This window comes from Nonomuraea sp. NPDC059007 (assembly GCF_042740555.1).
Taxonomy (GTDB): domain Bacteria; phylum Actinomycetota; class Actinomycetes; order Streptosporangiales; family Streptosporangiaceae; genus Nonomuraea.
In genome coordinates this window covers 18,501-40,215 of the sequence record NZ_JBHYJD010000017.1, presented here as the reverse complement: position 1 = coordinate 40,215, position 21,715 = coordinate 18,501, and the positions used below count along the sequence as shown (strand labels likewise).

Below are 21,715 nucleotides of genomic sequence, written 5' to 3'. Positions count from 1 at the left end.
AAGCTCGACGGTAGGAATCGGCGCTGGACCTAATCAATGATCGTGCCGCACGCTCGGAGCATGCTGAGAGGAATCTACGTACCGCTGATCACGCCCTTCACCGCGGGCGATCAGGTCGATCTGGAGGCGTTCGAGAAGCTCGCGCACCACGTGCTCGACCAGGGCGCGAGCGGGCTCGTGGCGCTCGGCACGACCGGCGAGGTCGCGATGTTGAGCGCCGAGGAGCGCGCCGCGGTGATCGGGAACTGTGTGCGGGTCGCCGGTGAGCGGGATGTTCCGCTGATCGTGGGCGTTTCCGGCAACGACACCCGCTCGACGATCGCCGCCCTGCGCGCGTTGCCGTCCGGGGTGACGGCGGCGCTGGTGCCGGTGCCGTACTTCCTGCGCCCGTCGGAGCGCGGGGTGATCGCGCACTTCGAGGCGCTGGCCGAGGCGTCGCCGGTGCCGCTGGTGATCTACCACATTCCCTACCGGACCGGTCAGCCGGTCTGCGCCGCCACGCTGCGGCAACTGGGCGCGCACCCGATGATCGCCGGGGTCAAGTACGCGGTGGGCGGCATCGACCAGGACGCCGTCGACCTGCTGGCCGATCTGCCGACCGGGTTCGAGGTGCTGGGCGGGGACGACGCGTTCATCTCGCCGCTGCTCGCGCTGGGAGCCTCGGGCGGCATCCTGGCCTCCGCGCATCTGGCCACGGACCGGTTCGTCGCGTTGGTGGAGGCTTGGGAGTCGGGGGACGCCGTACTCGGGCGCTCGCTCGGACACCGGCTCGCGCGCCTGTCCGCGGCGCTCTTCGCCGAGCCCAACCCCGCGGTGATCAAGGGGGTGCTGCACGAGCGCGGGCTGATCCCCACCGCGGAGGTACGGCTGCCGCTCCTGCCCGCCGGAGCCCAGTCGGTCACCCAGGCCGTCGCCGCCCTGTCCACCATGGGCTGACCCGTCACAAGGAGACGTGGTGGCGGTACAGCCAGGAAAGTGACTCCTGGCTGGCCGTCTTCTTCAGGAACAACGGCATCATCAGGTCGCGGAACACCCGCCCCACCGGCCCCGCGGCCTTGCTGTTGCTGATGGTCCGCGAGTACGACACCACCCGCTCGGCCCGCTCGCGGCGCTCGGCCTCGAACGCGGCGAACGCGGCGCTGTGGTCGGGGGCGTCACGCAGGCAGCGGGCCAGCACGATCGCGTCCTCGATGGCCTGCGAGGCGCCCTGGCCGGCGCTGGGCGAGGTGGCGTGCGCGGCGTCGCCGGTCAGTACGACTCTGCCCTTGTGCCAGGTGGGGACGGGCGGCAGGTCGTACACCGGGAAGCCGTCCCCGATCGGGCTCTCGCGCAGGAGGTCGGCGGTGCGGTTGCCGTCGTGGCGGAAGGCGTCGACGAGCAGCGGCCGCCAGTCGGCGGGCACGTCGCCCTCCTCGCGCGGCAGGTTCGCGAACCACCAGATCTCACCCGAGGCCGCCACCGTGTAGCCGAAGAACGCTCTCTTGCCGAAGATCATGTGGTACGTGCCCGGTTCGCCGGTCAGGCCGGGGAAGGTGGTGATCCCGCCGAAGCTGTACAGGCCGGAGTAGCGGGGAGCCGGGGCGTCCGGGTCGAGGAGGGTGCGGGTGCGTGAGTGCACGCCTTCCGCCGAGATCAGGATGTCTCCGGTCGCCTGCGTACCGTCGTCGAAGTGGGCCACGACCTGGTCGCCGGTGTCGTCCAGGGAGACGAGGCGCTTGCCGTACCGGATCTTGATGCCGCGCGCGGTGGCCTGGTCGCGCACGATGCGGTAGAGGTCGGAGCGCAGGATCGTGTGGCTGACGGTGCCGTCGTCGAGGGCCAGGCCGTTGGCGACCTCGCCGAGGCGTTTGCCGGAGCCGCTGGTCATGACCATGCGCGGGGTCGGGATTCCGGCGGCCATGACCTCGCGGTGCGTGTCGAGGACGCGCAGGGCGGACAGGCCGTTGGAGGCGACGTTCAGGAACGAGCCGACGCCCTCCGCCGTCGCGCCGTAAGCCTCGAAGATCTCGGCCTCGATGCCCGCCTTCCGCAGTGCCATCGCGGTCGCCGGTCCGCCGATCCCGCACCCTGTGATGAGAGCCTTCATCGTGATAACCTTTCGTTCGGTCGAACGAAATATATGACGATGGGAGGCGGTGTGTCCAGAGATATTTCGGAACACCGAAAGAATCTTCTCCAGGCGCTCGGCGACGCGGGGCGGGAGAGCAGCAACGCCGCAGTCATGTACCACACCGTCATGAGCGGGCTGCTCGGCCTCGGAGTGACCGAGTGGAAGGCCCTTGACCTGCTACAACGCCTCGGGCCGCTGACCGCGGGCGAACTGTCGCAGCACACCGGTCTGGCTCCGGCCTCCGTGAGCGGGCTGGTGGACCGGCTCGAGGCGAAGTGGATGGTACGCCGCATCCGCGACCTCAAGGACCGGCGCCGGATCATCGTCGAGATCAACCCGGAGCAGCTGTCCGGGGCGAGTGCCGAGGCGATCGAGGTGTTCGAGCCGTTGATGCGGGGACTGGCTGATCTGTACGACGCGTACACGGACGAGCAGTTGGAGCTGATCCTCGACTACGTGACCAAGGCGGCGGCGGTCCAGCGCGCCGCGACCACCATCCTCACCGAACGCCGGGCCCATGATTAGGGCTTGACATATCGCCCCATCCACCCCAACCTAATCCGCATGGGTTCCCTGTGATTCTCGCACCGGACGCGTAGAGCGCTGCTCCGCGATCCGTACCGCCATCGATCCGTTCGTTTCGATGCGGCATTTGTGCCGAGAATCGGAGGTGGCTGCTTTATGCGCGCTACCCAACTATCGCTCTCAGACATCACCAAGCGTTACGAAGACCGCGTCGTCCTTGACCGGGTGACCTTCACCGTGAAGCCCGGCGAGAAGGTCGGCGTCATCGGGGACAACGGGTCGGGCAAGTCCACGTTGCTGCGGCTGATCGCGGGGGCCGAGACGCCCGACAACGGCGAACTCACCGTCGTGGCGCCCGGCGGCATCGGGTACCTGCCCCAGGCACTCGACCTGCCCGCCGGATCCACGGTGAGCGACGCCATCGACTGGGCCCTCCGCGACCTCCGCGCCCTGGAGGCCCGCATCCGCACAGCCGAAACCCGCCTGGCCAACGCCGACCCCACCCCCACAACCTCGACCGACAACACACCCACGCCCACCTCACCCACGACCACCACCGCCACCCCGCCCACGGCGACCCCGCCCACGGGTGCCGGGACTACCGGCTCCTCGCCCACCGGCTCTTTGTCCTCTGCCAACGACACCGCCACGGCCACGTCGGCCACGGGTGCTGGGGCTGCCGGGTCCGCGGGCACGGCCGTAACCGGTGATCAGGGTGCTGGGACGCGTGGGACCGATACCACCACCGCAGGGATGGCTGTGGCCGAGCTGGAGGTGGAGCTGGCTGCCTATGGGGAGTTGGTGGCGGCTTTTGAGGCGCGGGGCGGGTACGAGGCCGATGCGCGGGTGGAGGTGGCTCTGCATGGGCTGGGGCTCCCGGGGCTGGATCGGGAACGCCCGCTGGACACCCTGTCCGGCGGCGAACGCTCCCGTCTCGCCCTGGCCGCCACCCTCGCCGCGGCCCCCGAACTGCTCCTGCTCGACGAACCCACCAACGACCTGGACGACCAGGCCGTCACCTGGCTCGAAGAGCACCTGCGCGCCCACCGCGGCACGGTCGTGGCCATCACCCACGACCGGGTGTTCCTGGACCGGATCACCTCCACGATCCTGGAGGTCGACCAGTCCCAGGTACGCCGCTACGGCAACGGCTACACCGGCTACCTCACCGCGAAGGCGGCCGAGCGGGCGGCATGGGCGCTGGAGCACGAGGAGTGGAAGAACGAGCTGGCCCGCCACGCCACCCTCGTCGACGCCAACGCCTCCCGCCTCGGCGCCATCCCCCGCAAGGTCGCCAAGGCCGGCATGGGCACCGGCGCCTGGCGCGCCCGCTCCCGGGCACATGGCGCGATGAGCCGCATCCGCCAGTCCAACCAACGCCTGGACTGGCTCCGCACCCACCCCGTCCCACCCCCACCGGCCCCCCTCCGCTTCACCCCCACCCACCTCTCCCCGACCAGCCCCGGCCGAGTCCCCGCGACCCGACCGGGCCGAGCACCGACGAACGGCATGCCAGCGGCTGGGCCGGACCGGCCGTCCGTGTCTGGGCCGGACCTGGATGGGGCGTCTGGCCCGAGACACGCGGCTGGGCCGGACCGGGATGGGGCGTCTGGACCGAAACACGCGTCTGGCCCGAACCCGGCGGCCGGGTCCGCCCCGGCAGCCGGGTCGGATCAGGTGGCCGGGTCCGGTCAGGTTGGTGAGGTGGAGCGGGCTGGGTTGGTGGAGCTTGGTGGGGTTCGGGTGGGGGAGCGGCTCAGGCTGGGCTTCCTGCGGATCCTGACCGGCGAGCGGCTACTGGTCACCGGGCCCAACGGGGCGGGCAAGAGCACGCTCATGCAGGTGCTGGCCGGCGAGCTGGTACCCGACACCGGGACGGTCAAGCGCCCGCCCCGCGTGGGGTACCTGCGCCAGGAGGACCGGCCGCGCCGGATGGATCGGACCGTGCTGGGCGCGTTCGCCGAGGGGCGGCCGGGCAGCATGGACGAGCACGCCGACGCGCTGCTGTCCTTGGGACTGTTCCGTCCCGCGGACCTGCGGTTGCGGGTGGGTCAGCTGTCGTACGGCCAGCGCCGCCGCATCGACGTCGCCCGCCTGGTCAGCCGGCCCGTCGACCTGCTCCTCCTGGACGAGCCCACCAACCACCTCTCCCCTCTCCTCGTGGAACAACTGGAGGAGGCCCTGTCCGTCTACGAGGGCGCCTTGGTGATCGTCACCCACGACCGCCGCATGCGGGCCGCCTTCCAGGGCTCACGCCTGGAACTCAAAGACGGCCACCCCACCTCTCTCCAACCCGCATAGCCCGCCCGCGACGTGCCCATCCACAGCCTGTGGATGGGCACAACCGCCAACAACCAGGCAGCCCGAAGGCCCATCCGGCGCCCTCTGGCCAGTGCCCGGCCGCCCGTTGCCTGTGGTCCGGGCCGGGTTGGGGCGGAGCCAGACCAGGTAGAGGCGGTCATCGGGGCAAGTCGGGCAGCCGTGGCAAGTTGGGCGGCCGGGTCAAGTCGGGCAGCCGTGGCAAGTTGGTCAGCCGTGGCAAGTTGGGCGGCTGGGGCGCGTCAGGTGGCTGGGGCGAGTCAGGTGGGGCCCATGGATGACCTGCGCGCGCGTCAGTCCCCGCGCCGCCGCCCAGGTCAGCGGGGCGGCGGGGCAGGGAAGACGCGAGGTGGATCGTCAGGTTTCGGGGGTGGATTGGCGGATTGCGGTGGTGATGTCGGTGACGCGGTCCGTCAGGAGGCCGATGGCGCCCACTGTGCGGGTCACCGGGTCGTCCTCCGCCCCGCCCAACGCTCTCGTGCGCAGGTACGCGGCCTTGATGGCGGTCCAGCGCTCCCGCTGTTCCGGTGTCAGGCGCCCCCTGAGCTCGGCGAGCTTGAGCAGGTTGGCCTCGGCGTCGGAGGTGAGCGTCTGGGCCTCACCGACGTAGTGGTCGTCGATCACCGCCTCCAGTTCGGCGTCGTTCATGGCGGGCACGATCCGCTCGGCCAGCTTGTTCATGTTCCGGTAGGAGCCCTGCAGCTTGTACGGCGGCTCGGTACGCGCGTCGTCCGACTGGGCCGCCGAGGCGATGTACGCCTGGTTGTTGGCCAGCACCACCTCCTGCACCCGCACCAGCTTGGCCAGCACGGACAGGATCTGGTCCAGTTCGACCTTGGAGTAGGGGTGCTTGAGCTGGTCGGAGCGGACCGTCTGGTCGCCGCGCGCCAGCCGTACGAGCAACTCGACGTCGGAGCGGTCGCGGGTGGAGAGCGGGGCCAGGACGGGGTTGGAGGTGAGGGCGTTGTCCACATAGCTGAGCGCGAACAGCTCGTCGCGCCCGGACAGCACGTCGCCGAGGTTCCACACGTCGGCCCGGTTGGCGAGCATGTCGGGGATGCGGAAGCGTTTGCCGGACTCGGTGTACGGGTTTCCGGCCATGCACACGGCGAAGCGCTTGCCGCGCAGGTCGTAGGTGCGGGTGCGGCCGTTCCAGACGCCTTCGATGCGGCGCTGGGCGTCGCACAGCGAGATGAACTTCTGCAGCAGCTCGGGCGAGGTGTGCTGGATGTCGTCGAGGTAGAGGAGCGTGTTGTTGCCGGTCTCCAGCGCGAAGGAGATCTTCTCGACCTCCTGGCGGGAGGTGGCGTCGGGAGCCTCCTCCGGGTCGAGCGAGGTGACGGCGTGGCCCAGGGCCGGGCCGTTGACCTTGACGAAGACGAGGCCCAGGCGGCTGGCGACGTACTCCATGAGGGTGGTCTTGCCGTAGCCGGGCGGTGAGATGAGCAGCAGGAGGCCCATCTGGTCGGTGCGTTTGCCCGCGCCCGCCGCGCCGAGCTGCTTGGCCAGGTTGTCGCCGATGAGCGGCAGGTAGACCTCGTCGAGCAGGCGGTTGCGCACGAAGGCGCTCATGACCTTGGGCTTGTACTCGTCGAGCCGCAACCGCTCGCGCTCGGCCGCGACCAGCTCGACGCGGCGTTTCTGGTACGCGCGGAAGGCCGGGACGCGTTCGGCGGCGAACGTCCTGGTCCTGGTGAGGATCTCGTCGAGGCGCAGCGGCAGCGTGCGCTCGGTGATGCGCGGGTGGGCGCCGAGCAGGCCCTCGACCACGGCGCTGACGCTCGCGCTGGAGTCGTAGCGGGGCAGGTCGCCGCAGAGTTGCAGGGCGATGGCCTCGGGCAGGTCGGGTGACTGGTCGAAGGCGCCCAGCCAGGCCTCGGCGAGCTGGATGCGCGCGGGCGGTTCCAAGGACTGGAGATCGTCCTCGAACGAGCGCTGCGCCGCCGGGCCCAGCCGGGCGCGGAAGTTGTCCACCACGGCACGGGCCGCCTTGCTGGTGACGAAGCCGGGCGGGGTGGTGGCCAGCTCCTCCACGAGATACTCCCCGGCCAGCCGGGCCACGCCGGGGGCGGCGGTGATCAAGGACGACAGTTCCTCGGCCAGGGCGGCCACGGCCTCGTGGGCGCCGAACGCCTCGCGCGCTCTGACCAGGGAAGACGCTCTGGTGGTGAATGTTTTACGTGAAACCTCGTCGGTGTGGAAGGCCCAGAAGAGCTGGGCCGCCGCTCTGGCCGCGGGGGAGTAGCGCAGCAGCCCGGCGCCATCGCGCAGGCGGACCAGGGCGTCGAGGATCAGGGTGGCGTCGTGGTCGTGGACGCCGCGTTCGTAGCCCTCGTCGTAGCGTTCCTCGGCGGCCCGCCGTACGAGATCCGCTGAGGGGAGGTCGGCGGTGCCGAGAAGTGCGGCGGCCAGGTGCTCGGCGCGGTAGACCTCGGGAGTCTCCGAGACGAGCAACTGGTCCCAGAACGGGCGGGTGTCGGCGAAGTCGGACGGGACCGCCGCCCGGTAGTCGGTGCCGGTGATGGCGAACTGCATCGTGCCGTCGTGGGGGACCAGCGTGAGGTCGACGGGCTGGGTGTTGACCGCGAAGCGGTGGCGCCCCAGCCGCAGCGTCTCGCCGCCCGCGTCGAACAGGTCGAGCCGGTCGCGCAGCGAGCGCCCGGCCTCCTGCTGGGCGGCCTTGACCCGGCCGTCGAGCTCTTCCGCGCGCACCGGGTCGCCCAGGGTACGCAGCTCGGCGGAGACCGACTGGAGCTTGGCGACCATGGGGTCGGTGGCGAAGTAGGTGTTGACCTCGTCGAGCGAGGCCAGCCCGGCCACCCGCCTGGCGACGCTGCCCAGGATGCGCTCGGCCGAGGCGAAGACCCGGTCGGCGCGGCGGGCACGCTCGTCGAGCTGGCCCTGCTTGCGGGCGGAGAACGCCTCGTAGACGTCCTCCCGCTTGGTGGTGAGCTGGGCGGCGAAGTCGTCGAACTCCCCGAAGCGGGATTCGAGCCCTTCCAGCTGCAGCATGAGCTTGCCGAGCTGCTCGTCGCAGCGCTCCGGTGTGTCGGCCATGGCCAGCGCGCCGGTGATCGCCTGCCCGAGCAGCGCGAACTCGGCGGCGAAGGCGGCCCGCCCCTCGCTGGACAGCAGCTCCCTGCGCCGGCCCTCCAGCACCGCGCGGGCGCGGTTGACGCCGCCGAGCACCTCGGCGATGCGCTCCAGGATGGAGGTACGCACGGTGGCGTCGGCGATGTCGAGCGAACCGACCACCTCGGTGACCACCTCAAGCCCCTCGGCCTGGTCGGCCAGCAGCTCCGACACCGGGACGGCGTCGGCCACCGTGGCGATCGCGCCCGCGTCGGCGGCGAGCCGCTCGACCGCGCTGTGGTAGCCGGTGAAGGCGTCGGGACCCTGCAGGAACGTGACCGCGCGGGTGCCGCTCTCCTTCAGCTCGGCCGCCAGCTCGCCGGCCAGCGAGTCGAGCCGGGTGAGGTCGATGTAGCGGACCTCGCGCAGCGTCACCAGCCGCCCCTGCGCGCGGCGCAGCGTGGCCAGCAGGCTGACCCAGGCGTCGGCACTGGCCGGCAGGTCGCCGCGGGCCTGCCGCACGAGGGTGACGGTCTCCTCCTCGGTGGTGGCCAGCGTCCGCGCGGCCTGCGCGGTCAGCTGCTCGACGTTCTCGTACTCGTCGAGCACCTGGCCGGCGGTGGCGCGTACGTCGGTGAGCGGGGTGCGCAGCCCGTGCTCACCGAGCCAGTGGTAGTGGTCGAAGGCCCGCTCGCAGGCGGCGATCAGCGCCTCGAAGGTCGCCGCGGACGGCGACATCTCCTCGACCATGCGCGCCACGGACAGGCAGTCGGAGATGCCGCGGACCAGCTCGGCGTTGCCGATGCGCTCCAGCGGCCCCGAGCCGGTGGGCTGGGCGGCGGCGTAGGTGTCGGAGACGTACGGCGTCTGCCACACCTGCATGGGATGGACCCGGGTCGGCTCGTCGGAGGTGGCGCGGAAGACCACCATCGTGCCGTCGTCGAACAGGCTGAACCCGTGGCACGGGATGGGATTGGCCACCTCCTTCCTGATCACGTTGTACGGCAGCAGCAACGACCGCCCGTCACCCCGGGCATGGAAGACGTAGAGCACGTCCTCCCCGTTGGGCGAGCGGACCACGCGCTCGAACTCCAGCTCGCTGACGTCGAGGTCGAACGTCTTGCTGACCCCGGTCGCCAGGTAGTAGCCACCGGGGAAGATCAACCCCTGGTCCTCCGGCAGCCGCTGGCAGGCCTGGCCGATGCCGTCGAGCCTGACCACCGCCTTGGTCCGGGTGTTGAACACCAGGTGCCGCCACTCCGGCTCCTTGTACGGCCGGATGCGCAGCAGGATGAGCGGCCCGACCCGCGCGTAGGAGACGTCCGCGTCGGCCAGCGACTGCAGCGGCTCGGTGACCGGCTCGGAGTAGATCCCGTGGCCGCTCTCGGTGTTGTCCTCGACCTTGATGGTCAGGTCGCCGCCGACGGTCTCGACGAAGACCTCGCCCTCGACGGAGATGTGGGGATGGCGGCCCAGGACGTGGTCGTCGCGGGTGGTGACGGTCCACTCGAAGTCGTGGGACGCCGGGAACACGTGGTCGCGCTCGCCCCGGTTGTCGAGGTATTTGCCGGACAGGTCCCAGCGCAGGACCTTGCTGTCGCTCGGCCCGGTCTGGAAGACCGCCAGCAGCTTGCCCTCGACCCGGCGCAGGGTCTGCAGGCGGGTCTCCTTGTAGTACCGGTACAACTCGGCGAAGTCCTTCTGGAAGGCGGGGTCGGTGAGCGCCTCCCACTGTGCCGGATCGAACCGGAACGCTTCGCCGTCGCGGGTGAACCTGTGGACGGAGAACACGTCGTCCACAGCCGTTTCCGGCTTAAGTCCAATGAAAACGTTGTACCCGAACACCATCACCTCCCCGACGGAGACGATGTCCCTGGGCACGCAGTTGTTCTCTGTCCTGATCCGTTCCGTGCCGAGCAGCGTGAGCTCGGCGCCGCCGAAGACCTTCAGCCGCTCGTCGTTGACCGCCTCCGCGGCCTGGGCCAGCAGCTTGGCCTGCGACTGAAGGCGGTTCCTGAGCACCTCATAGGTGCCCGCCTCAAGATCCGCCATGCGCTCAGGCCCTCAGCGCGGCGACCGAGGAGTCGGCGACGCCGAGTCTGCGCGCGGTCTCCAGAAGCTCGGTCAGCTTCGCCTCCGGCCCGCCGCTCTGGATCATCTGCATGAGCAGCGCGGACACGGTGATGTTCTTGAGGTCCTCGGTGCCGATCCCGCCGACGATCGCCGCGAGGTCCGCGGGCAGGCTCGCCGATCCGTTGAGGTACGGCTCCGCCAGCGTCCTGGTCACGGCCGAGTGCTCCACGAACCCGTCGACCGCCTTGCCCGCGGTGATCGAGCCCACGATCTTGTCGAAGAACATCGTGTCGCCGCCCACGATGTCGATGTCGGCCTTGGCCAGCCCCGCCGCCAGCACGCCCGCCTGCGACTCGGCGACCTTCGCCTGCACCTCGATGCGCTTGAGGTGGACCTCCTTGTCGGCCTCCAGCCGCAGGCGGTACTCCTCGTGCGTACGCGAGGCCTCGTCCAGCGCGGCCAGCGCGGCGGCCTTCTCGGTCAGACCCTCGGCCTCGGCCTTGAGCTTCTCGCCGACGGCCGCGGCGGCGGCGAGCGCGAGGGCCTGCTCGCCCTCGGCGCGGGCCTTGAGCCGCTCGCCCTCGACCAGCGCCATCGCCTTGGCGCCTTCGGCCTCGGCGCGCAGCCGCTCGCTCAGCACCATCGCCTCGGCGCGGCCGACCTTCTCGATCGCCGCCGCGTCGCGCTCCTTCACCTGCACATCGGCCAGCCCCGCCGCGGCGCTCTCGGCCTGGACGCCTTCCGCGAGCCGGATCTTGGCGCGGGCGTCGAGGTCGGCGGCCTGCTGCCTGGCCTCGGCGAGCACGAGTTCCTCGCGGGCGCGGAACTTGGAGGCGGCTTCGGCGGCCTCGGCCGCCTTGATGTCCTTGACCAGGTTCTCCTGGGCCTCGGCCTCGGCGGCGATGATCGTGGTCTGGCGCAGCCGCTCGGCCTCCTCGACCGCGCGCAGCCGCTTGATGTTCTCCTCCTGCTCGGCGACGGTCTTGTCGACCGCGATGCGCTCGCGCACGACCTCGGCGATCGAGCGCTTCTCGGTCTCGACCTCCTTGTCCTTGGAGATGCGCGACAGCTCCGTCTCGCGCTCGCGGGCGATGACCTCCAGCATGCGGTCCTTCTCGATCCGCTCGGTCTCGATCGCGATCACGCGTTCCTTGTTCTTCTCCGCGACGGCGACCTCGCGGGCGCGGTTCTCGTGCTGGACGCCGAGCTGCTCGTCCGTCTTGATGTTGGCGGCCTGGGCCTTGAGGCGTTCCTCGGCCTGCACGCGGGCGGTCTCGGCCTCCTCGCGCGCCCTCATGGTCTCGATCTCGCGCTTCTGCTTGGTCTCGGCGTCGGCCTGGCGGCGTTCCAGCTCCAGGATCGCCTCGCGGGCGTCCACGTTCTGGCGGGTGATCTCCTTCTCCTCGTTGCGCTGGAACTCGTTGGTCCGCACGTGCTCGATGGCCGTGAGCTCGGTGATCTTGCGGATGCCCTGCGCGTCGAGGATGTTGGACTTGTCCAGGTTGTGGAGGGGCGTCTGCTCCAGGTAGTCGATCGCGGCGTCCTCGAGGCTGTAGCCGTTGAGGTCGGTGCCGATGAGCCGGAGGATCTCGTCGCGGAACTCGTCGCGCTTGGTGTAGAGGTCGACGAAGTCCAGGTGCTTGCCGGCGGTCTTGAGCGCCTCGGAGAACTTGGCGTTGAACAGCTCCTGCAGCGTCTCCTCGCCGCTGGCCCGCGCGGTGCCGATGGCCTGGGCCACCTTGATGACGTCCTCGGCGGTCTTGTTGACCCGGACGAAGAACGTGATGCGGATGTCGGCCCTGATGTTGTCGCGGCAGATCAGGCCTTCACGACCGGACCTGACGATCTCCATCGTCTTCACCGAGATGTCCATGGTCTCGGACTTGTGCACGACGGGCAGCACGACGGCGCCCGTGAACGTCACGTCGACCCGGTTGACCTTCGAGATGATCAGGGCCTTGCCCTGCTCCACCTTGTGGAAGAGGCGGCTGATGACCACGAGGATCGCGATGACGATGAGCAGGGCTGCGGCCAGCGTGATCGCCAGGCCAAGGGAGATGACACCCATCAGTGATCCCTTTCATAGGGCATGACCAGGAAGAATTCCCCGGAGGAGGAATAGTCGAAGATGAGGGCGTTGTCGCCGCGGGCGAGGCGGTCGTCGCCGGTCGTCCTGACCTGGACGACGGCGGAGGACCCGTCAGCGGCGGTGACCTCGGCCTGGCCGAAGTCGGAGGTGACCTGTCCGGTGCGGATCACGCAGTGCCGGCCGACGAAGTCGTGGCGCGAGGGGCCGCGCTCGTCGGGATACAGGCGGCGAAGCGGCACGACCAGCAGGCGGGCGCCGAACCAGCCGCCGGCCAGGGCCACGATGAGCACGGCGATCTGCAGGTGTGGCGCGGAGACGAACTGGCCGCCGATCAGGCTGAGCAGCCAGCCCAGCGTGATCACGATCGACAGCGTCACTCCGGCGGGCGCACCTGCCAGTCCGAGCCAGGAGGCGTCGACGTCGTCCAGGTCCAGAAGCCCGGTGAGCGCGGTCACCCAGTAGGCGACGACGATCACGAGCAGAAAGCTGAAAAGGACTGTCGGAAAACCCAGCACGGCTTGTAAGAACTCAGACATCTTCCCCCTGGTACATCCCCCGTCGGACTCTATACAGGTAAAGACGAAGTAAAGCGGAAAGTTCCCGATATGGGCAGGTTTGCCGCGCCGGATATGCAAAAGAGCGACCGGAAACCCGGTCGCTCCTTGGTGGCAGGTCAGGCGCGGGCGGCCGCGACGGCCTCCTTGAGGTGCTTCTCGTCCTCGGTGCTGAGCGAGGTCTTGATGATCTCGCCGCCGTACTGCGCGACCTGCTCGATGACCTTGTCCGGCGTGCTCTGGCGGACCAGGAGGAAGAGGGCGGCGGTGCCCGGGGGCATCTTCTCGCCGAGTTCCTTCATGAAGTCGTCGTTGACGCCGACGTCGGTGAGGGCGCCGCCCGCCGCGCCCGCGGCCGCGCCGAGCGCCATGCCCAGCAGCGGCATGAAGAACAGCAGCCCGATGAGGCCGCCCCACAGCGCGCCGCCGGCCGCGCCCACGCCGGTGGTGCTGGTGGTCTGGTGCAGCTTGATCTTGCCGTCGTCCTTGCGCTCGACGATGGCCGCGTCGTCAAGCGTGATGAGGTTCTGCTTCTGCAGCTCGAACAGCCGCGTGCGTACGGTCTCCGCGGTCGCGACGTCCGGATAGTCGATGACGATGAGGTTGCTCATGCCGTCCCCCGATTTCTATGAGCTCCTCACCGATAGTACACAGATGGCTACGCGAGGTCGGATGCTTCCCATTCGTGGCACGGCTGCAGCCCGTGGTGGTGGAAGATCACGCCGACCATCTTCTTGGTGGCGGAGTTGTGCACGCCCTGACCGGTCGGGCCGCACGGGCAGTCGTGCGACTCCTCGTGACCGATGGCGTCGTCGAGGGGTCTGACGTGGACGATCTTCTGCATGGTCGCTTGCCCTTCCTTTGGCGGGAAGTTTAAGTCACGGGGTTGACCTCAAGCAAAGTTGAGGATGCAGGCTCGTCGGCATGAGCGAAGTGATGAAGGCAGCGGCGTTCGCCGAGTTCGGCGGCCCCGAGGTGTTGAAGGTCATGGAACTGCCCGCGCCGCAGGCGGGCCCTGGACAGGTCCGGGTGCGGGTGAAGGCCGCGGGCGTGCAGCCGTACGACACCGCGGTACGCGCTGGATGGACCCCGCCGGGCATCACCGGCGACCTGCCGCGCGTTCCCGGCAACGAGTTCGCCGGAGTGATCGACCAGGTGGGCGAGGGCGTGACCGGGTTCGCGATCGGCGCGGAAGTGCTGGGCTTCACGCAGCTCAACGCCTATGCCGAGTACGCGGTCGTACCCTCCAGCTCGGTCACGCCGAAGCCCGCCGGGCTCGCCTGGGAGGTGGCGGGGGCGATGACCGCGGGCGTGCAGACGGCCGAGATCGCCATGGACAACCTGGCGATCGGGTCGGGGGACACGCTGCTGATCCACGGCGCGGCCGGATCCGTGGGCGGCGCCGCCACGCAGATCGCCCGCCGGCGCGGCGCCACGGTCATCGGCACCGCCCGCGCGGTCAACCACGACTACCTGCGCGATCTCGGCGCGATCCCGGTCGAGTACGGCCCCGGCCTCGCCGACCGGGTGCGCGCGCTGGCCCCTGACGGCGTCACCGCGGCCCTGGACGGCGCCGGCGGCGAGGCGCTGGAGGTCTCGCTGGAGCTGGTGGCGGATCGCGACCGCATCCTCACCCTGTTCGAGCACGACAAGGCCGCCGGGCTCGGCATCCGCACGACAGTGGGCGAACGGCTGGCCGAGCGCCTGGGCCGCTATGCCGCCCTGGTGGCCGCGGGCGAGTTCAAGTACCACATCCGCAGCACCTACCACCTGTCCGAGGCCGCCGACGCGCACCGCGAGATGGAGACCGGCCACGGCCGCGGCAAGATCGCCATCGTCATCCCGTAGAGCACCTAGCCAGAACACCCGAAAAAGACACCCGGGGTGAGGGGTTTCTAGGAAGCGCCGGTCGGGCGCTTGCGCTCGTTGAAGCGCCCGACCTTGGCCCGGTTGCCGCACACGTCCATGGAGCACCAGCGGCGGCTGCCGTTCTTGCTCACATCCAGGAACCACAGCACGCACCGCGGGTTCGCGCAGTGCTTGACCCGCCCGCCCATGACGCGCACGAGGTCGGCCGCCGCCACCCACGCCGCGTGCCACTCCGGCTCGTCCACGACCACCATCTCGTACGGCCCGCCCGCCCCGACCTGGGGCCGCAGGCTCCCGTGGGCCAGCACCGCGTTGAGCCGCCCGTGCCCCCGCCCCTCGAGCGCGTCGCGCATGGCGGCCCGTGCCTCGACCAGCCGCTCCCGCGCCCCCGATCCGCCCGGCAGCCCGTGGTCGGCGAGCCACGCCTCGACCCCCTCGGCCGTGTCGAACTGGTCGAGCAGCTCCCCCTGCCACACCCAGGTGGTGTCGACCAGGTCAAGACCGACGGGCTCCCCGCGCAGCGGCCGGATCCTCATCCTAACCTCTCAAATCAGTTTGACCGGTTAATCATGGCCATGCTATCTCTTAACCACCAAACTGCATTTAGCTGGTTAAGGAGTGATCATGCGCTACCACACCAAGGTCATCGAGGGACTGAACGTCTTCTATCGCGAGGCCGGAGACCCGTCGGCGCCCACGCTCGTCCTGCTGCACGGCTTTCCGACCTCGTCCATCGCCTACCAGGAGCTGATCGGCGAGCTGGCCGGGGAGTTCCATCTGATCGCCCCCGACTATCCGGGCTTCGGCCACAGCTCGGCCCCGGCCGCCGACACGTGGGAGTACACCTTCGACCACCTGGCCGACGTCGTGGACCAGCTTCTGGACTCCATCGGCGTCCACCGGTACGCGATCTACGTGCACGACTACGGCGCCCCGGTCGGCTTCCGCCTCGCACTGCGCCACCCCGAGCGCATCACCGGCATCGTCACCCAGAACGGCAACGCCTACGACGAGGGCCTGACCCCGTTCTGGGACCAGATCCGCGCCTACTGGGCCGACCCCTCCAAGGAGAACGGCGACGCCCTGCGCGCCCTGCTGACCCGCGAGGCCACCCACTGGCAGTACACCCACGGCGTCCCCGACACCTCCCTGGTCAACCCCGACCAGGAGGCCTTCGACCAGGCGCTGCTCGACCGGCCAGGCAACCAGGAGATCCAGCTCGCGCTCTTCCTCGACTACGGTGTCAACCCCGGCCGCTACCCGTCTTGGCAGGAGTACCTGCGCACCCACCAGCCTCCGCTGCTGGCGGTCTGGGGCAGGGGCGATGAGATCTTCGGCCCGGACGGCGCCCGCGCCTACGCCCGCGACGTGAAGGAGGCCCGCGTCCACCTGCTGGATGCCGGGCACTTCCCGCTCACGACGCGGCTGAGCCAGAGCGCCGCCCTGATCCGCGACTTCCTGCGCGGGCTGTCGGACTGATGCCGCCCTGGAAGAACGTGGTCAGCGCGACGACCGCGGCCCTGGCCGGGCTCCTGTTGCTGGCCGGGATCACCAGCGCCACTGGCCTGGCGTTGTTCGCCCTGCCGTTCGCCGCCACGGCGGGGATCGTCGCGCTGGCCCCGGCCGCGCCGTTCGCGCAGCCGCGCAGCATCGTGCTCGGGCACGTCAGCGCGACGGCCCTGGCGCTGCTCATCACGTCGGTCGCGGGGCCCTCGGTGTGGACGGCGGCCGTGGCCGCCGCCCTGTCGACGGCGCCGATGATGCTGCTCAAGGCGCCGCATCCGCCCGCCGGCGCGACCGCGGCGCTGGTCGGGCTCACCGCTCCGGAGCCGCTCTACCTGCTCAACCCGGTCATCCTCGCCAGCGTCGTCGTGATCGCCGGAGGGGTGGTGCTCGGGAAGCTGCTACCCGGCCACAGCTACCCGGCTTCCTGGAGGTGAGGTCACAGGCGCGGGCGCAACGCCTCGGCGATCGCCAGCTGGTCCTCGTCCAGCTCGGTCTCGCCGTCCTGGACGTCCCACAGGGCGTTCTGCAGGAGCCGGCCGTACGTCCAGCCGGCGGCCCGCTTGGGGTCGAGCGCGAGCCGGTCGACCAGCAGGTCGAACCGGCGGCGTACGGCGCGGTGCACGTCGCCGGTGGCCACGACGTCGTCCCAGCGGTTGTCCAGGGCGGGCCACAGGTCGAAGCCCGGGTCGCCGGCCAGCGGCTTGGGGTCGATGGCCAGCCACGGCTCACGCCCGGCGGCCAGGACGTTCTCGTAGTGCATGTCCCAGTGCAGCAACCGGTCACCCGGCTCGGTGACCAGTTCGGCGACGACCGAGGCGCACGTCTTCAGCCACGCCCGGTCGCTCTCCTTGGCCAGGGCGGCCACCGCGTCGGGCGTCTCGTCGATCATGTCCCGGGCGATGTCGGCCAGGCGGCGCATGCCCTCGGGCGCCGGGTGGGCCACGAGGCGGGCCAGCAGGTCGGCCAGGATCGTCAGGGCCTTGGTGTCGTCGGCGACCGTCGCCAGGGTGCGATGGCCCTCCAGCCGTTCGAGCAGCAGCGTGCCGGTGGAGGGGTCCTCGTCCAGGAGGCGGACCATGGCGTCGCCGTTCCAGACCTTCAGGCCCATCGCCTCGCTGGCGTTCTCGTCGTTGACCGGCTGCAGCTTGAGCGCGGCCGGTACGCCGTCGGGCCTGGTCACGGGGAGTACGAGCGAGACGAACCCGTGCATCGGGTCCCCGTCGAGCCGTAGCCCCCACTCATCGAGGTAGCGTCCGGCCAGGGCGGGCAGGCCGGCGATCCAGGTGGGGCCGCCTTCCTCGCCCTCGCCGATCTCGTCGTGGTTGCTGATGAGCTTGGCGGGTATTTCGATCTTCGTCACAAACGTCCTAGAAATGCCAGGGGAAGGGCGACCAGTCGGGCTCGCGCTTCTCCAGGAACGAGTCGCGACCCTCCGCCGCCTCGTCCGTCATGTACGCCAGCCGGGTCGCCTCACCCGCGAAGACCTGCTGTCCGACCAGGCCGTCGTCGATGAGGTTGAAGGAGTACTTCAGCATGCGCTGTGCGGTGGGCGACTTGCCATTGATTTTCCGCGCCCACTCCAGGGCCGTGCTCTCCAGCTCGGCGTGGGGGACGGCGGCGTTGACCATGCCCATGCGGTGGGCGTCCTCGGCGGTGTAGGTGTCGCCGAGGAAGAAGATCTCCCTGGCGAACTTCTGCCCGACCTGACGCGCGAGGTAGGCGGAGCCGAAGCCGCCGTCGAAGCTGGCCACGTCGGCGTCGGTCTGCTTGAAGCGGGCGTGCTCGCGCGAGGCCAGCGTCAGGTCGGCCACGACGTGCAGGCTGTGCCCGCCGCCCGCGGCCCAGCCGGGGACGACGCAGATGACGATCTTCGGCATGAAGCGGATGAGGCGCTGCACTTCGAGGATGTGCAGGCGGCCGGTGGCCGGGGTCCCGTCGGCGTACTGGTAGCCGTCCTTGCCGCGGATGCGCTGGTCGCCGCCGGAGCAGAAGGCCCAGCCGCCGTCCTTGGGCGAGGGGCCGTTGCCGGTGAGCAGGACGCAGCCCACGTCGACGCTCTGGCGGGCGTGGTCGAAGGCGCGGTAGAGCTCGTCGACGGTCTGCGGGCGGAAGGCGTTGCGCACCTCGGGGCGGTTGAACGCGATCCGCACCGTGCCCTGGTCGACGGCGCGGTGGTAAGTGATGTCGGTGAAGTCGAAGCCTTCGACTTCCTTCCACGCCTGGGGATCGAACAGCTCGGAGACCATGACGGCGAGCCTAACGGATCTGTTTCTCGGCCCATTCGGCCCACTCCTGCTGCGTCCTGGTGAAGCGCAGGCCCCACTCCAGGGCGAGCCGGCCGTACACGGAGAGGTTGTCGGTGTCGCCGTCGAGGAACTCGCGGATGCCCTCCAGGTGCTCAAGGGTCTTGCGGCCGATCTCGGCCTGGCGGCGGATGTAGCCGCGCGCCTGCTCGGGTTCGACCTGGGCCAGGAAGAAGACGCGCAGGAGCATGTCGCTGCGGATGGTCCCGGCCGGCTCCACGTCGATGATCCACCGGCGCAGCTCGGCCAGGCCCGCTTCGGTGATGGAGTACTCCTTGCGGCCGCGCGGACCCTCCGCCGACACGCTGACCAGACCGGCCTCGGCGAGCCTGCCGAGCTCGGTGTAGAGCTGGCTCTGCGTGGCCGGCCAGACGTTGCTCAAGGACGCGTCGAACAGCTTGAGCAGGTCATATCCGCTCGCGGGACCTTCGGAGAGCAGGCCCAGCACACCATGGCGAAGACTCATGTTCCTATAGTGACATATCTCAACTGGAACGTTCTGCTCACCCGTGCGCTTCCGCCCTCAGCTCGGCCAGCAGTTCGCCCTGGTCCGCCAGCATCTCGGTGAGGATGCGGCGGACCGCGTCGAGCAGGTCGGCCAGTTCGGGCGTGGCCAGGGAGTAGACGACGGTGCTGCCTTCCCTCTCGGCGCTGACGACCCCTGCCCTGCGGAGTATGGCGAGTTGCTGTGACAGGCTCGATGCCTCGATGTCGATCTGGGCCAGGAGATCCCGGACCGGAAGCGGCCCCTCCTGGAGAAGTTCCAGCACCCTTACGCGAGCGGGGTGCCCGAGCGTCCGGAAGAAGTCGGCCTTGGCCTGGTAGAGCGGGACGGGCATGCGTCCAGGCTAATCCAGTGCAGTTGCATAATTGTTCAAGTCGCAATGTCGTTGGTTAGGATGACACCCGGGGAATAGGGAGTTGCCATGGGCCGAGGAAGACAGAAGGCGAAGCAGACCAAGGTCGCTCGCGAGCTGAAGTACACCAGCCAACACATGGACATCGACGCGTTGCGCAGGGAGTTGTCTGCGGACACGTCGCATGATGAGGGCTCTGGCGTACCGCATGACCAGGAGTCCGAGCCCGCCCGTTGAGGCGGGTGCGAAGGAGCCGTGTGCCAGCCGTCCGGGAAGGGACCGGGCGGCGCGACACGGCCTTCTCGCGTCTCGGGCTCCAGGTCGGCACGGCCGCTTATCGGGGCTGAATCTCGATCACGGTCTTGCCGCGTGAACGGCCGGCCTTGTTCTTGGACAGCGCCGTCGCGGCGGCGGACAGGGGCACCACGTCGTCGATGTGGACCTTGATCCGGCCCGCGTCGATCAGGTCGGCCAGCAGGACCAGGAGTTCGGCGGAGGCCTTGTTGTCGAGGTTGACTCCGGTGATCTCTCTGGCCGCCAGGGCTGCCGGGTCCGCGGAGAAGACCGTGGTGACCACCGTGCCGCCGGGCCGTACCGTCTGGGCGAGCTGGTCCAGCGCGGCCGGGTCGGTGCTCACCGTGTCGAGCACCACGTCGATACCGTCGGGGTGAAGCTGCAGCACCTGCTCGGCGACCGGGCGCAGGGTGTGGTCGACGAGTTCGGTGGCGCCGATGCCGCGCATGTGCTCGGCCAGGTCGGCGGTGGCCGTGGCGATGACCTTGGCGCCGGCGTTGGCGGCGAACTGCACCGCCTGCTGGCCGACGCCGCCCGTGGCTCCGGAGACCAGGACCACCCGGCCCTGGTCGATCTTGGCGGTCTCGACCATGTTGTACGCGGTCGTGGTCGCGACGGGCACCGCGGCGGCCTGGGTGAAGATCATGCCGGCGGGCATGCGCGCGATGACCGGGGTCGCCAGGGCGTACTCGGCGTAGCTGCCCTTGAACTGGCCGTAGACCTGGTCTCCCGGGCGGAATGCCGACACCGCGGGGCCGACCGCCTCCACGACCCCGGCGCCGTCGATGCCCAGCACCTTCGGGAAGGTCAGGCCGGGGATCTTGAACTCTCCCTCGGCGATCTTCCAGTCCACCGGATTGAGGCCGGCGGCGTGGAGCCGGACGAGGACGCCATTGGGGCCCGGCGTCGGTTTCGGCAGTTCCATGAGCTCGGGTTCTTGCCCCAAGCCGGAGATGGCAATGGCACGCATGGGAGGTACATGCCCGTGTGTCCGGTTCGCCAACCTGAGTAGGGGCGTACTCACGACACCATCCGTGACCTGCCCGCACGCTGGGTGCGAAGGAAGCGAGGTGGTGGCTATGGCGGCCAGAAGCGTGGCGGTGACCTTCACCAACACCACGGGAGAGATCCTCGGCAAGAACTTCGAGGCGCTGATGCACGGCGTCTGGACCAATGACATCGAGCCTCCGCAGACCGTGATGCCCGGCGAGACCGTGAGCTGGGAGAGCGAGTCGGACGGCATCGCCACCGGCACCGAGGGCCGCGTGCAGTACCGCATAGGCGACGGCGGGCCGATCATCGAGATGCACTGGAGCAACCCGTTCGTCGGGGCCAACACGTTCAACGAGGTGTGCGTCGCGGGCAAGGCGCTGCTGCGCGGCGGCGGCGACGGCGAGAACGCCCGGGTGTCCTGGACGCTGGAGAACTCGCAGTGGCACACCACCGCGTTCCGGCCCACCCTGCACGGCTTCCACTTCAACAACTCCTGGCCGGAGGGCACCACGCTCAAGCACCTCGACCTCGGCGTGGTCAGCCTGCCGATCGGCGACGCCACCAACGGGCTGTGCGGCGGCATGGTCTACGCCGCCATGGACTACTTCCTGTCCAACCAGCTCGCGCCCGCGCAGACCGTCGCGCCCGCCGGTGAAGGGGTGCCGCTGTTCGACTACTTCGTCTCGCGGCTGTTCGACTCCTTCGACCTGCCCGACCTGCCGCTCAGCCTGCTCAAGCTGATGAACCCGGCCTACCCCGACACCGACCAGGGCATCTTCGAGCCGATCGGGCTCATGTCGGGCCGCTCGGCCATCATGGTCAGGGACTCATGGCCGAGGGTGAAGGACTGGATCGACCAGGGCTTCCCCCGGCCGATCTGCCTGGTGAAGACCAAGAGCCTCAACCCCGCCGACCTGGGCAAGAACCACCAGGTGCTCGTCTGGGGCTACCACGTGAGCGGCACCGGGGTCACCTTCGCCCTGTACGACCCCAACTTCCACGACCACGACGCGCTCATGATGACGTTCGACACCTCCCGCACGGACGTACCGGTCGCCGTCGGCGTCACCGACCCGGGCCAGGGCACGATCTCCTGCTTCCTGCCCACCGCCTACGCCGCCCAGACACCTCCCTGACCCCTGCTAGGTTCT

Annotated in this window: 20 protein-coding genes and 1 pseudogene; 9 read left to right on the top strand and 12 right to left on the bottom strand. The window is 69.7% G+C overall.

All coding sequences use genetic code 11. The features are described from left to right. The first annotated feature begins 60 nt into the window (after window positions 1–60). Window positions 61–936, top strand: a complete 876-nt coding sequence (dapA, locus tag ACFWY5_RS27135; RefSeq protein ID WP_379613211.1) for a 4-hydroxy-tetrahydrodipicolinate synthase — start codon at window positions 61–63, stop codon at window positions 934–936. A 4-nt stretch (window positions 937–940) separates the two neighbouring features. On the opposite strand, the gene ACFWY5_RS27130 is transcribed toward dapA, so the two are convergent. After that, window positions 941–2,086, bottom strand: a complete 1,146-nt coding sequence (locus tag ACFWY5_RS27130) for an FAD-dependent monooxygenase (RefSeq protein ID WP_379635173.1) — start codon at window positions 2,084–2,086, stop codon at window positions 941–943. Between the two features lie 51 nt (window positions 2,087–2,137). Between ACFWY5_RS27130 and ACFWY5_RS27125 the strand changes: the two genes are divergently transcribed. The 3 genes and pseudogenes from ACFWY5_RS27125 to ACFWY5_RS27115 all read left to right on the top strand — a co-directional run bounded on the left by ACFWY5_RS27125 (window position 2,138) and on the right by ACFWY5_RS27115 (window position 4,936). Next, a complete protein-coding gene (locus tag ACFWY5_RS27125; RefSeq protein ID WP_379635171.1) occupies window positions 2,138–2,635 on the top strand; it encodes a MarR family winged helix-turn-helix transcriptional regulator in 498 nt (165 codons plus the stop codon). A gap of 156 nt (window positions 2,636–2,791) precedes the next feature. Further along, window positions 2,792–3,121, top strand: a pseudogene (locus ACFWY5_RS27120) (ATP-binding cassette domain-containing protein); the annotation flags it as partial. Window positions 3,122–3,259: 138 nt separating this feature from the next. Beyond that, on the top strand, window positions 3,260–4,936 hold the full coding sequence (locus tag ACFWY5_RS27115; RefSeq protein ID WP_379635314.1) for an ATP-binding cassette domain-containing protein: 1,677 nt from the start codon (window positions 3,260–3,262) through the stop codon (window positions 4,934–4,936). Window positions 4,937–5,311: 375 nt separating this feature from the next. On the opposite strand, the gene ACFWY5_RS27110 is transcribed toward ACFWY5_RS27115, so the two are convergent. From ACFWY5_RS27110 to ACFWY5_RS27090, 5 genes are all read right to left on the bottom strand, one after another. Continuing rightward, window positions 5,312–10,078, bottom strand: coding sequence for a DNA repair ATPase (locus ACFWY5_RS27110; RefSeq protein ID WP_379635169.1), 4,767 nt, complete (start codon window positions 10,076–10,078; stop codon window positions 5,312–5,314). A gap of 4 nt (window positions 10,079–10,082) precedes the next feature. After that, window positions 10,083–12,167: an SPFH domain-containing protein gene (locus tag ACFWY5_RS27105; protein ID WP_379613215.1), complete on the bottom strand. Its 2,085-nt coding sequence runs from the start codon at window positions 12,165–12,167 to the stop codon at window positions 10,083–10,085. Beyond that, window positions 12,167–12,724 carry a hypothetical protein gene (locus tag ACFWY5_RS27100; RefSeq protein WP_379613216.1) on the bottom strand — a complete coding sequence of 186 codons (558 nt, stop codon included), beginning with the start codon at window positions 12,722–12,724 and terminating at the stop codon, window positions 12,167–12,169. The genes ACFWY5_RS27105 and ACFWY5_RS27100 overlap by 1 nt, the downstream gene beginning before the upstream one ends. 137 nt (window positions 12,725–12,861) lie before the next feature. Continuing rightward, a complete protein-coding gene (locus tag ACFWY5_RS27095) occupies window positions 12,862–13,353 on the bottom strand; it encodes a DUF1269 domain-containing protein (protein ID WP_379613217.1) in 492 nt (163 codons plus the stop codon). A 47-nt stretch (window positions 13,354–13,400) separates the two neighbouring features. Continuing rightward, on the bottom strand, window positions 13,401–13,586 hold the full coding sequence (locus ACFWY5_RS27090) for a hypothetical protein (protein WP_184959265.1): 186 nt from the start codon (window positions 13,584–13,586) through the stop codon (window positions 13,401–13,403). An 80-nt stretch (window positions 13,587–13,666) separates the two neighbouring features. Here ACFWY5_RS27090 and ACFWY5_RS27085 point away from each other — a divergent pair, with 80 nt between their 5' ends. Continuing rightward, window positions 13,667–14,590, top strand: coding sequence for an NADP-dependent oxidoreductase (locus ACFWY5_RS27085; protein WP_379635167.1), 924 nt, complete (start codon window positions 13,667–13,669; stop codon window positions 14,588–14,590). Window positions 14,591–14,637: 47 nt separating this feature from the next. Here the strand turns inward: ACFWY5_RS27085 and ACFWY5_RS27080 are convergent, their stop codons facing one another. Beyond that, entirely contained in the window at window positions 14,638–15,147 is a 510-nt protein-coding gene (locus ACFWY5_RS27080) for a CGNR zinc finger domain-containing protein (RefSeq protein WP_379635165.1), read from the bottom strand. A gap of 88 nt (window positions 15,148–15,235) precedes the next feature. Between ACFWY5_RS27080 and ACFWY5_RS27075 the strand changes: the two genes are divergently transcribed. Together ACFWY5_RS27075 and ACFWY5_RS27070 are read left to right on the top strand one after the other, a co-directional pair. After that, complete coding sequence (locus ACFWY5_RS27075) at window positions 15,236–16,090, top strand: alpha/beta fold hydrolase (protein WP_379635163.1); 855 nt, start codon at window positions 15,236–15,238, stop codon at window positions 16,088–16,090. Further along, entirely contained in the window at window positions 16,090–16,551 is a 462-nt protein-coding gene (locus tag ACFWY5_RS27070; protein ID WP_379635161.1) for an HPP family protein, read from the top strand. The genes ACFWY5_RS27075 and ACFWY5_RS27070 overlap by 1 nt, the downstream gene beginning before the upstream one ends. A 2-nt stretch (window positions 16,552–16,553) precedes the next feature. Here ACFWY5_RS27070 and ACFWY5_RS27065 read toward each other — a convergent pair whose 3' ends face one another. Genes ACFWY5_RS27065 through ACFWY5_RS27050 form a run of 4 tightly spaced genes read right to left on the bottom strand, consistent with a single transcriptional unit; the run spans window position 16,554 to window position 19,259 of the window. Beyond that, window positions 16,554–17,477, bottom strand: coding sequence for an aminoglycoside phosphotransferase family protein (locus tag ACFWY5_RS27065; protein ID WP_379635159.1), 924 nt, complete (start codon window positions 17,475–17,477; stop codon window positions 16,554–16,556). A gap of 7 nt (window positions 17,478–17,484) precedes the next feature. After that, a complete protein-coding gene (locus ACFWY5_RS27060; protein ID WP_184959270.1) occupies window positions 17,485–18,363 on the bottom strand; it encodes a 1,4-dihydroxy-2-naphthoyl-CoA synthase in 879 nt (292 codons plus the stop codon). A 10-nt stretch (window positions 18,364–18,373) separates the two neighbouring features. Then, on the bottom strand, window positions 18,374–18,886 hold the full coding sequence (locus tag ACFWY5_RS27055) for a PadR family transcriptional regulator (protein ID WP_379613223.1): 513 nt from the start codon (window positions 18,884–18,886) through the stop codon (window positions 18,374–18,376). 37 nt (window positions 18,887–18,923) lie between these two features. Continuing rightward, window positions 18,924–19,259, bottom strand: coding sequence for an ArsR/SmtB family transcription factor (locus ACFWY5_RS27050; protein ID WP_379613224.1), 336 nt, complete (start codon window positions 19,257–19,259; stop codon window positions 18,924–18,926). An 87-nt stretch (window positions 19,260–19,346) separates the two neighbouring features. Here ACFWY5_RS27050 and ACFWY5_RS27045 point away from each other — a divergent pair, with 87 nt between their 5' ends. Next, a complete protein-coding gene (locus ACFWY5_RS27045) occupies window positions 19,347–19,514 on the top strand; it encodes a DUF3073 domain-containing protein (protein ID WP_184959274.1) in 168 nt (55 codons plus the stop codon). Window positions 19,515–19,611: 97 nt separating this feature from the next. Here ACFWY5_RS27045 and ACFWY5_RS27040 read toward each other — a convergent pair whose 3' ends face one another. Continuing rightward, a complete protein-coding gene (locus ACFWY5_RS27040; RefSeq protein WP_379613225.1) occupies window positions 19,612–20,496 on the bottom strand; it encodes an NADP-dependent oxidoreductase in 885 nt (294 codons plus the stop codon). A gap of 154 nt (window positions 20,497–20,650) precedes the next feature. On the opposite strand from ACFWY5_RS27040, the gene ACFWY5_RS27035 reads away from it, so the two are divergent. Next, window positions 20,651–21,700 carry a hypothetical protein gene (locus tag ACFWY5_RS27035; RefSeq protein ID WP_379635157.1) on the top strand — a complete coding sequence of 350 codons (1,050 nt, stop codon included), beginning with the start codon at window positions 20,651–20,653 and terminating at the stop codon, window positions 21,698–21,700. Window positions 21,701–21,715: the final 15 nt, after the last annotated feature.

Coding starts and splice junctions, on each gene's coding strand:
- dapA (WP_379613211.1), top strand. CDS start 61: ATGCTGAGAGGAATCTACGTACCGCTGATCACGCCCTTCACCGCGGGC.
- ACFWY5_RS27090 (WP_184959265.1), bottom strand. CDS start 13,586: ATGCAGAAGATCGTCCACGTCAGACCCCTCGACGACGCCATCGGTCAC.
- ACFWY5_RS27045 (WP_184959274.1), top strand. CDS start 19,347: ATGGGCCGAGGAAGACAGAAGGCGAAGCAGACCAAGGTCGCTCGCGAG.
- ACFWY5_RS27055 (WP_379613223.1), bottom strand. CDS start 18,886: ATGAGTCTTCGCCATGGTGTGCTGGGCCTGCTCTCCGAAGGTCCCGCG.
- ACFWY5_RS27110 (WP_379635169.1), bottom strand. CDS start 10,078: ATGGCGGATCTTGAGGCGGGCACCTATGAGGTGCTCAGGAACCGCCTT.
- ACFWY5_RS27070 (WP_379635161.1), top strand. CDS start 16,090: ATGCCGCCCTGGAAGAACGTGGTCAGCGCGACGACCGCGGCCCTGGCC.
- ACFWY5_RS27050 (WP_379613224.1), bottom strand. CDS start 19,259: ATGCCCGTCCCGCTCTACCAGGCCAAGGCCGACTTCTTCCGGACGCTC.
- ACFWY5_RS27075 (WP_379635163.1), top strand. CDS start 15,236: ATGCGCTACCACACCAAGGTCATCGAGGGACTGAACGTCTTCTATCGC.
- ACFWY5_RS27095 (WP_379613217.1), bottom strand. CDS start 13,353: ATGAGCAACCTCATCGTCATCGACTATCCGGACGTCGCGACCGCGGAG.
- ACFWY5_RS27040 (WP_379613225.1), bottom strand. CDS start 20,496: ATGGAACTGCCGAAACCGACGCCGGGCCCCAATGGCGTCCTCGTCCGG.
- ACFWY5_RS27105 (WP_379613215.1), bottom strand. CDS start 12,167: ATGGGTGTCATCTCCCTTGGCCTGGCGATCACGCTGGCCGCAGCCCTG.
- ACFWY5_RS27060 (WP_184959270.1), bottom strand. CDS start 18,363: ATGGTCTCCGAGCTGTTCGATCCCCAGGCGTGGAAGGAAGTCGAAGGC.
- ACFWY5_RS27080 (WP_379635165.1), bottom strand. CDS start 15,147: ATGAGGATCCGGCCGCTGCGCGGGGAGCCCGTCGGTCTTGACCTGGTC.
- ACFWY5_RS27035 (WP_379635157.1), top strand. CDS start 20,651: ATGGCGGCCAGAAGCGTGGCGGTGACCTTCACCAACACCACGGGAGAG.
- ACFWY5_RS27085 (WP_379635167.1), top strand. CDS start 13,667: ATGAGCGAAGTGATGAAGGCAGCGGCGTTCGCCGAGTTCGGCGGCCCC.
- ACFWY5_RS27130 (WP_379635173.1), bottom strand. CDS start 2,086: ATGAAGGCTCTCATCACAGGGTGCGGGATCGGCGGACCGGCGACCGCG.
- ACFWY5_RS27100 (WP_379613216.1), bottom strand. CDS start 12,724: ATGTCTGAGTTCTTACAAGCCGTGCTGGGTTTTCCGACAGTCCTTTTC.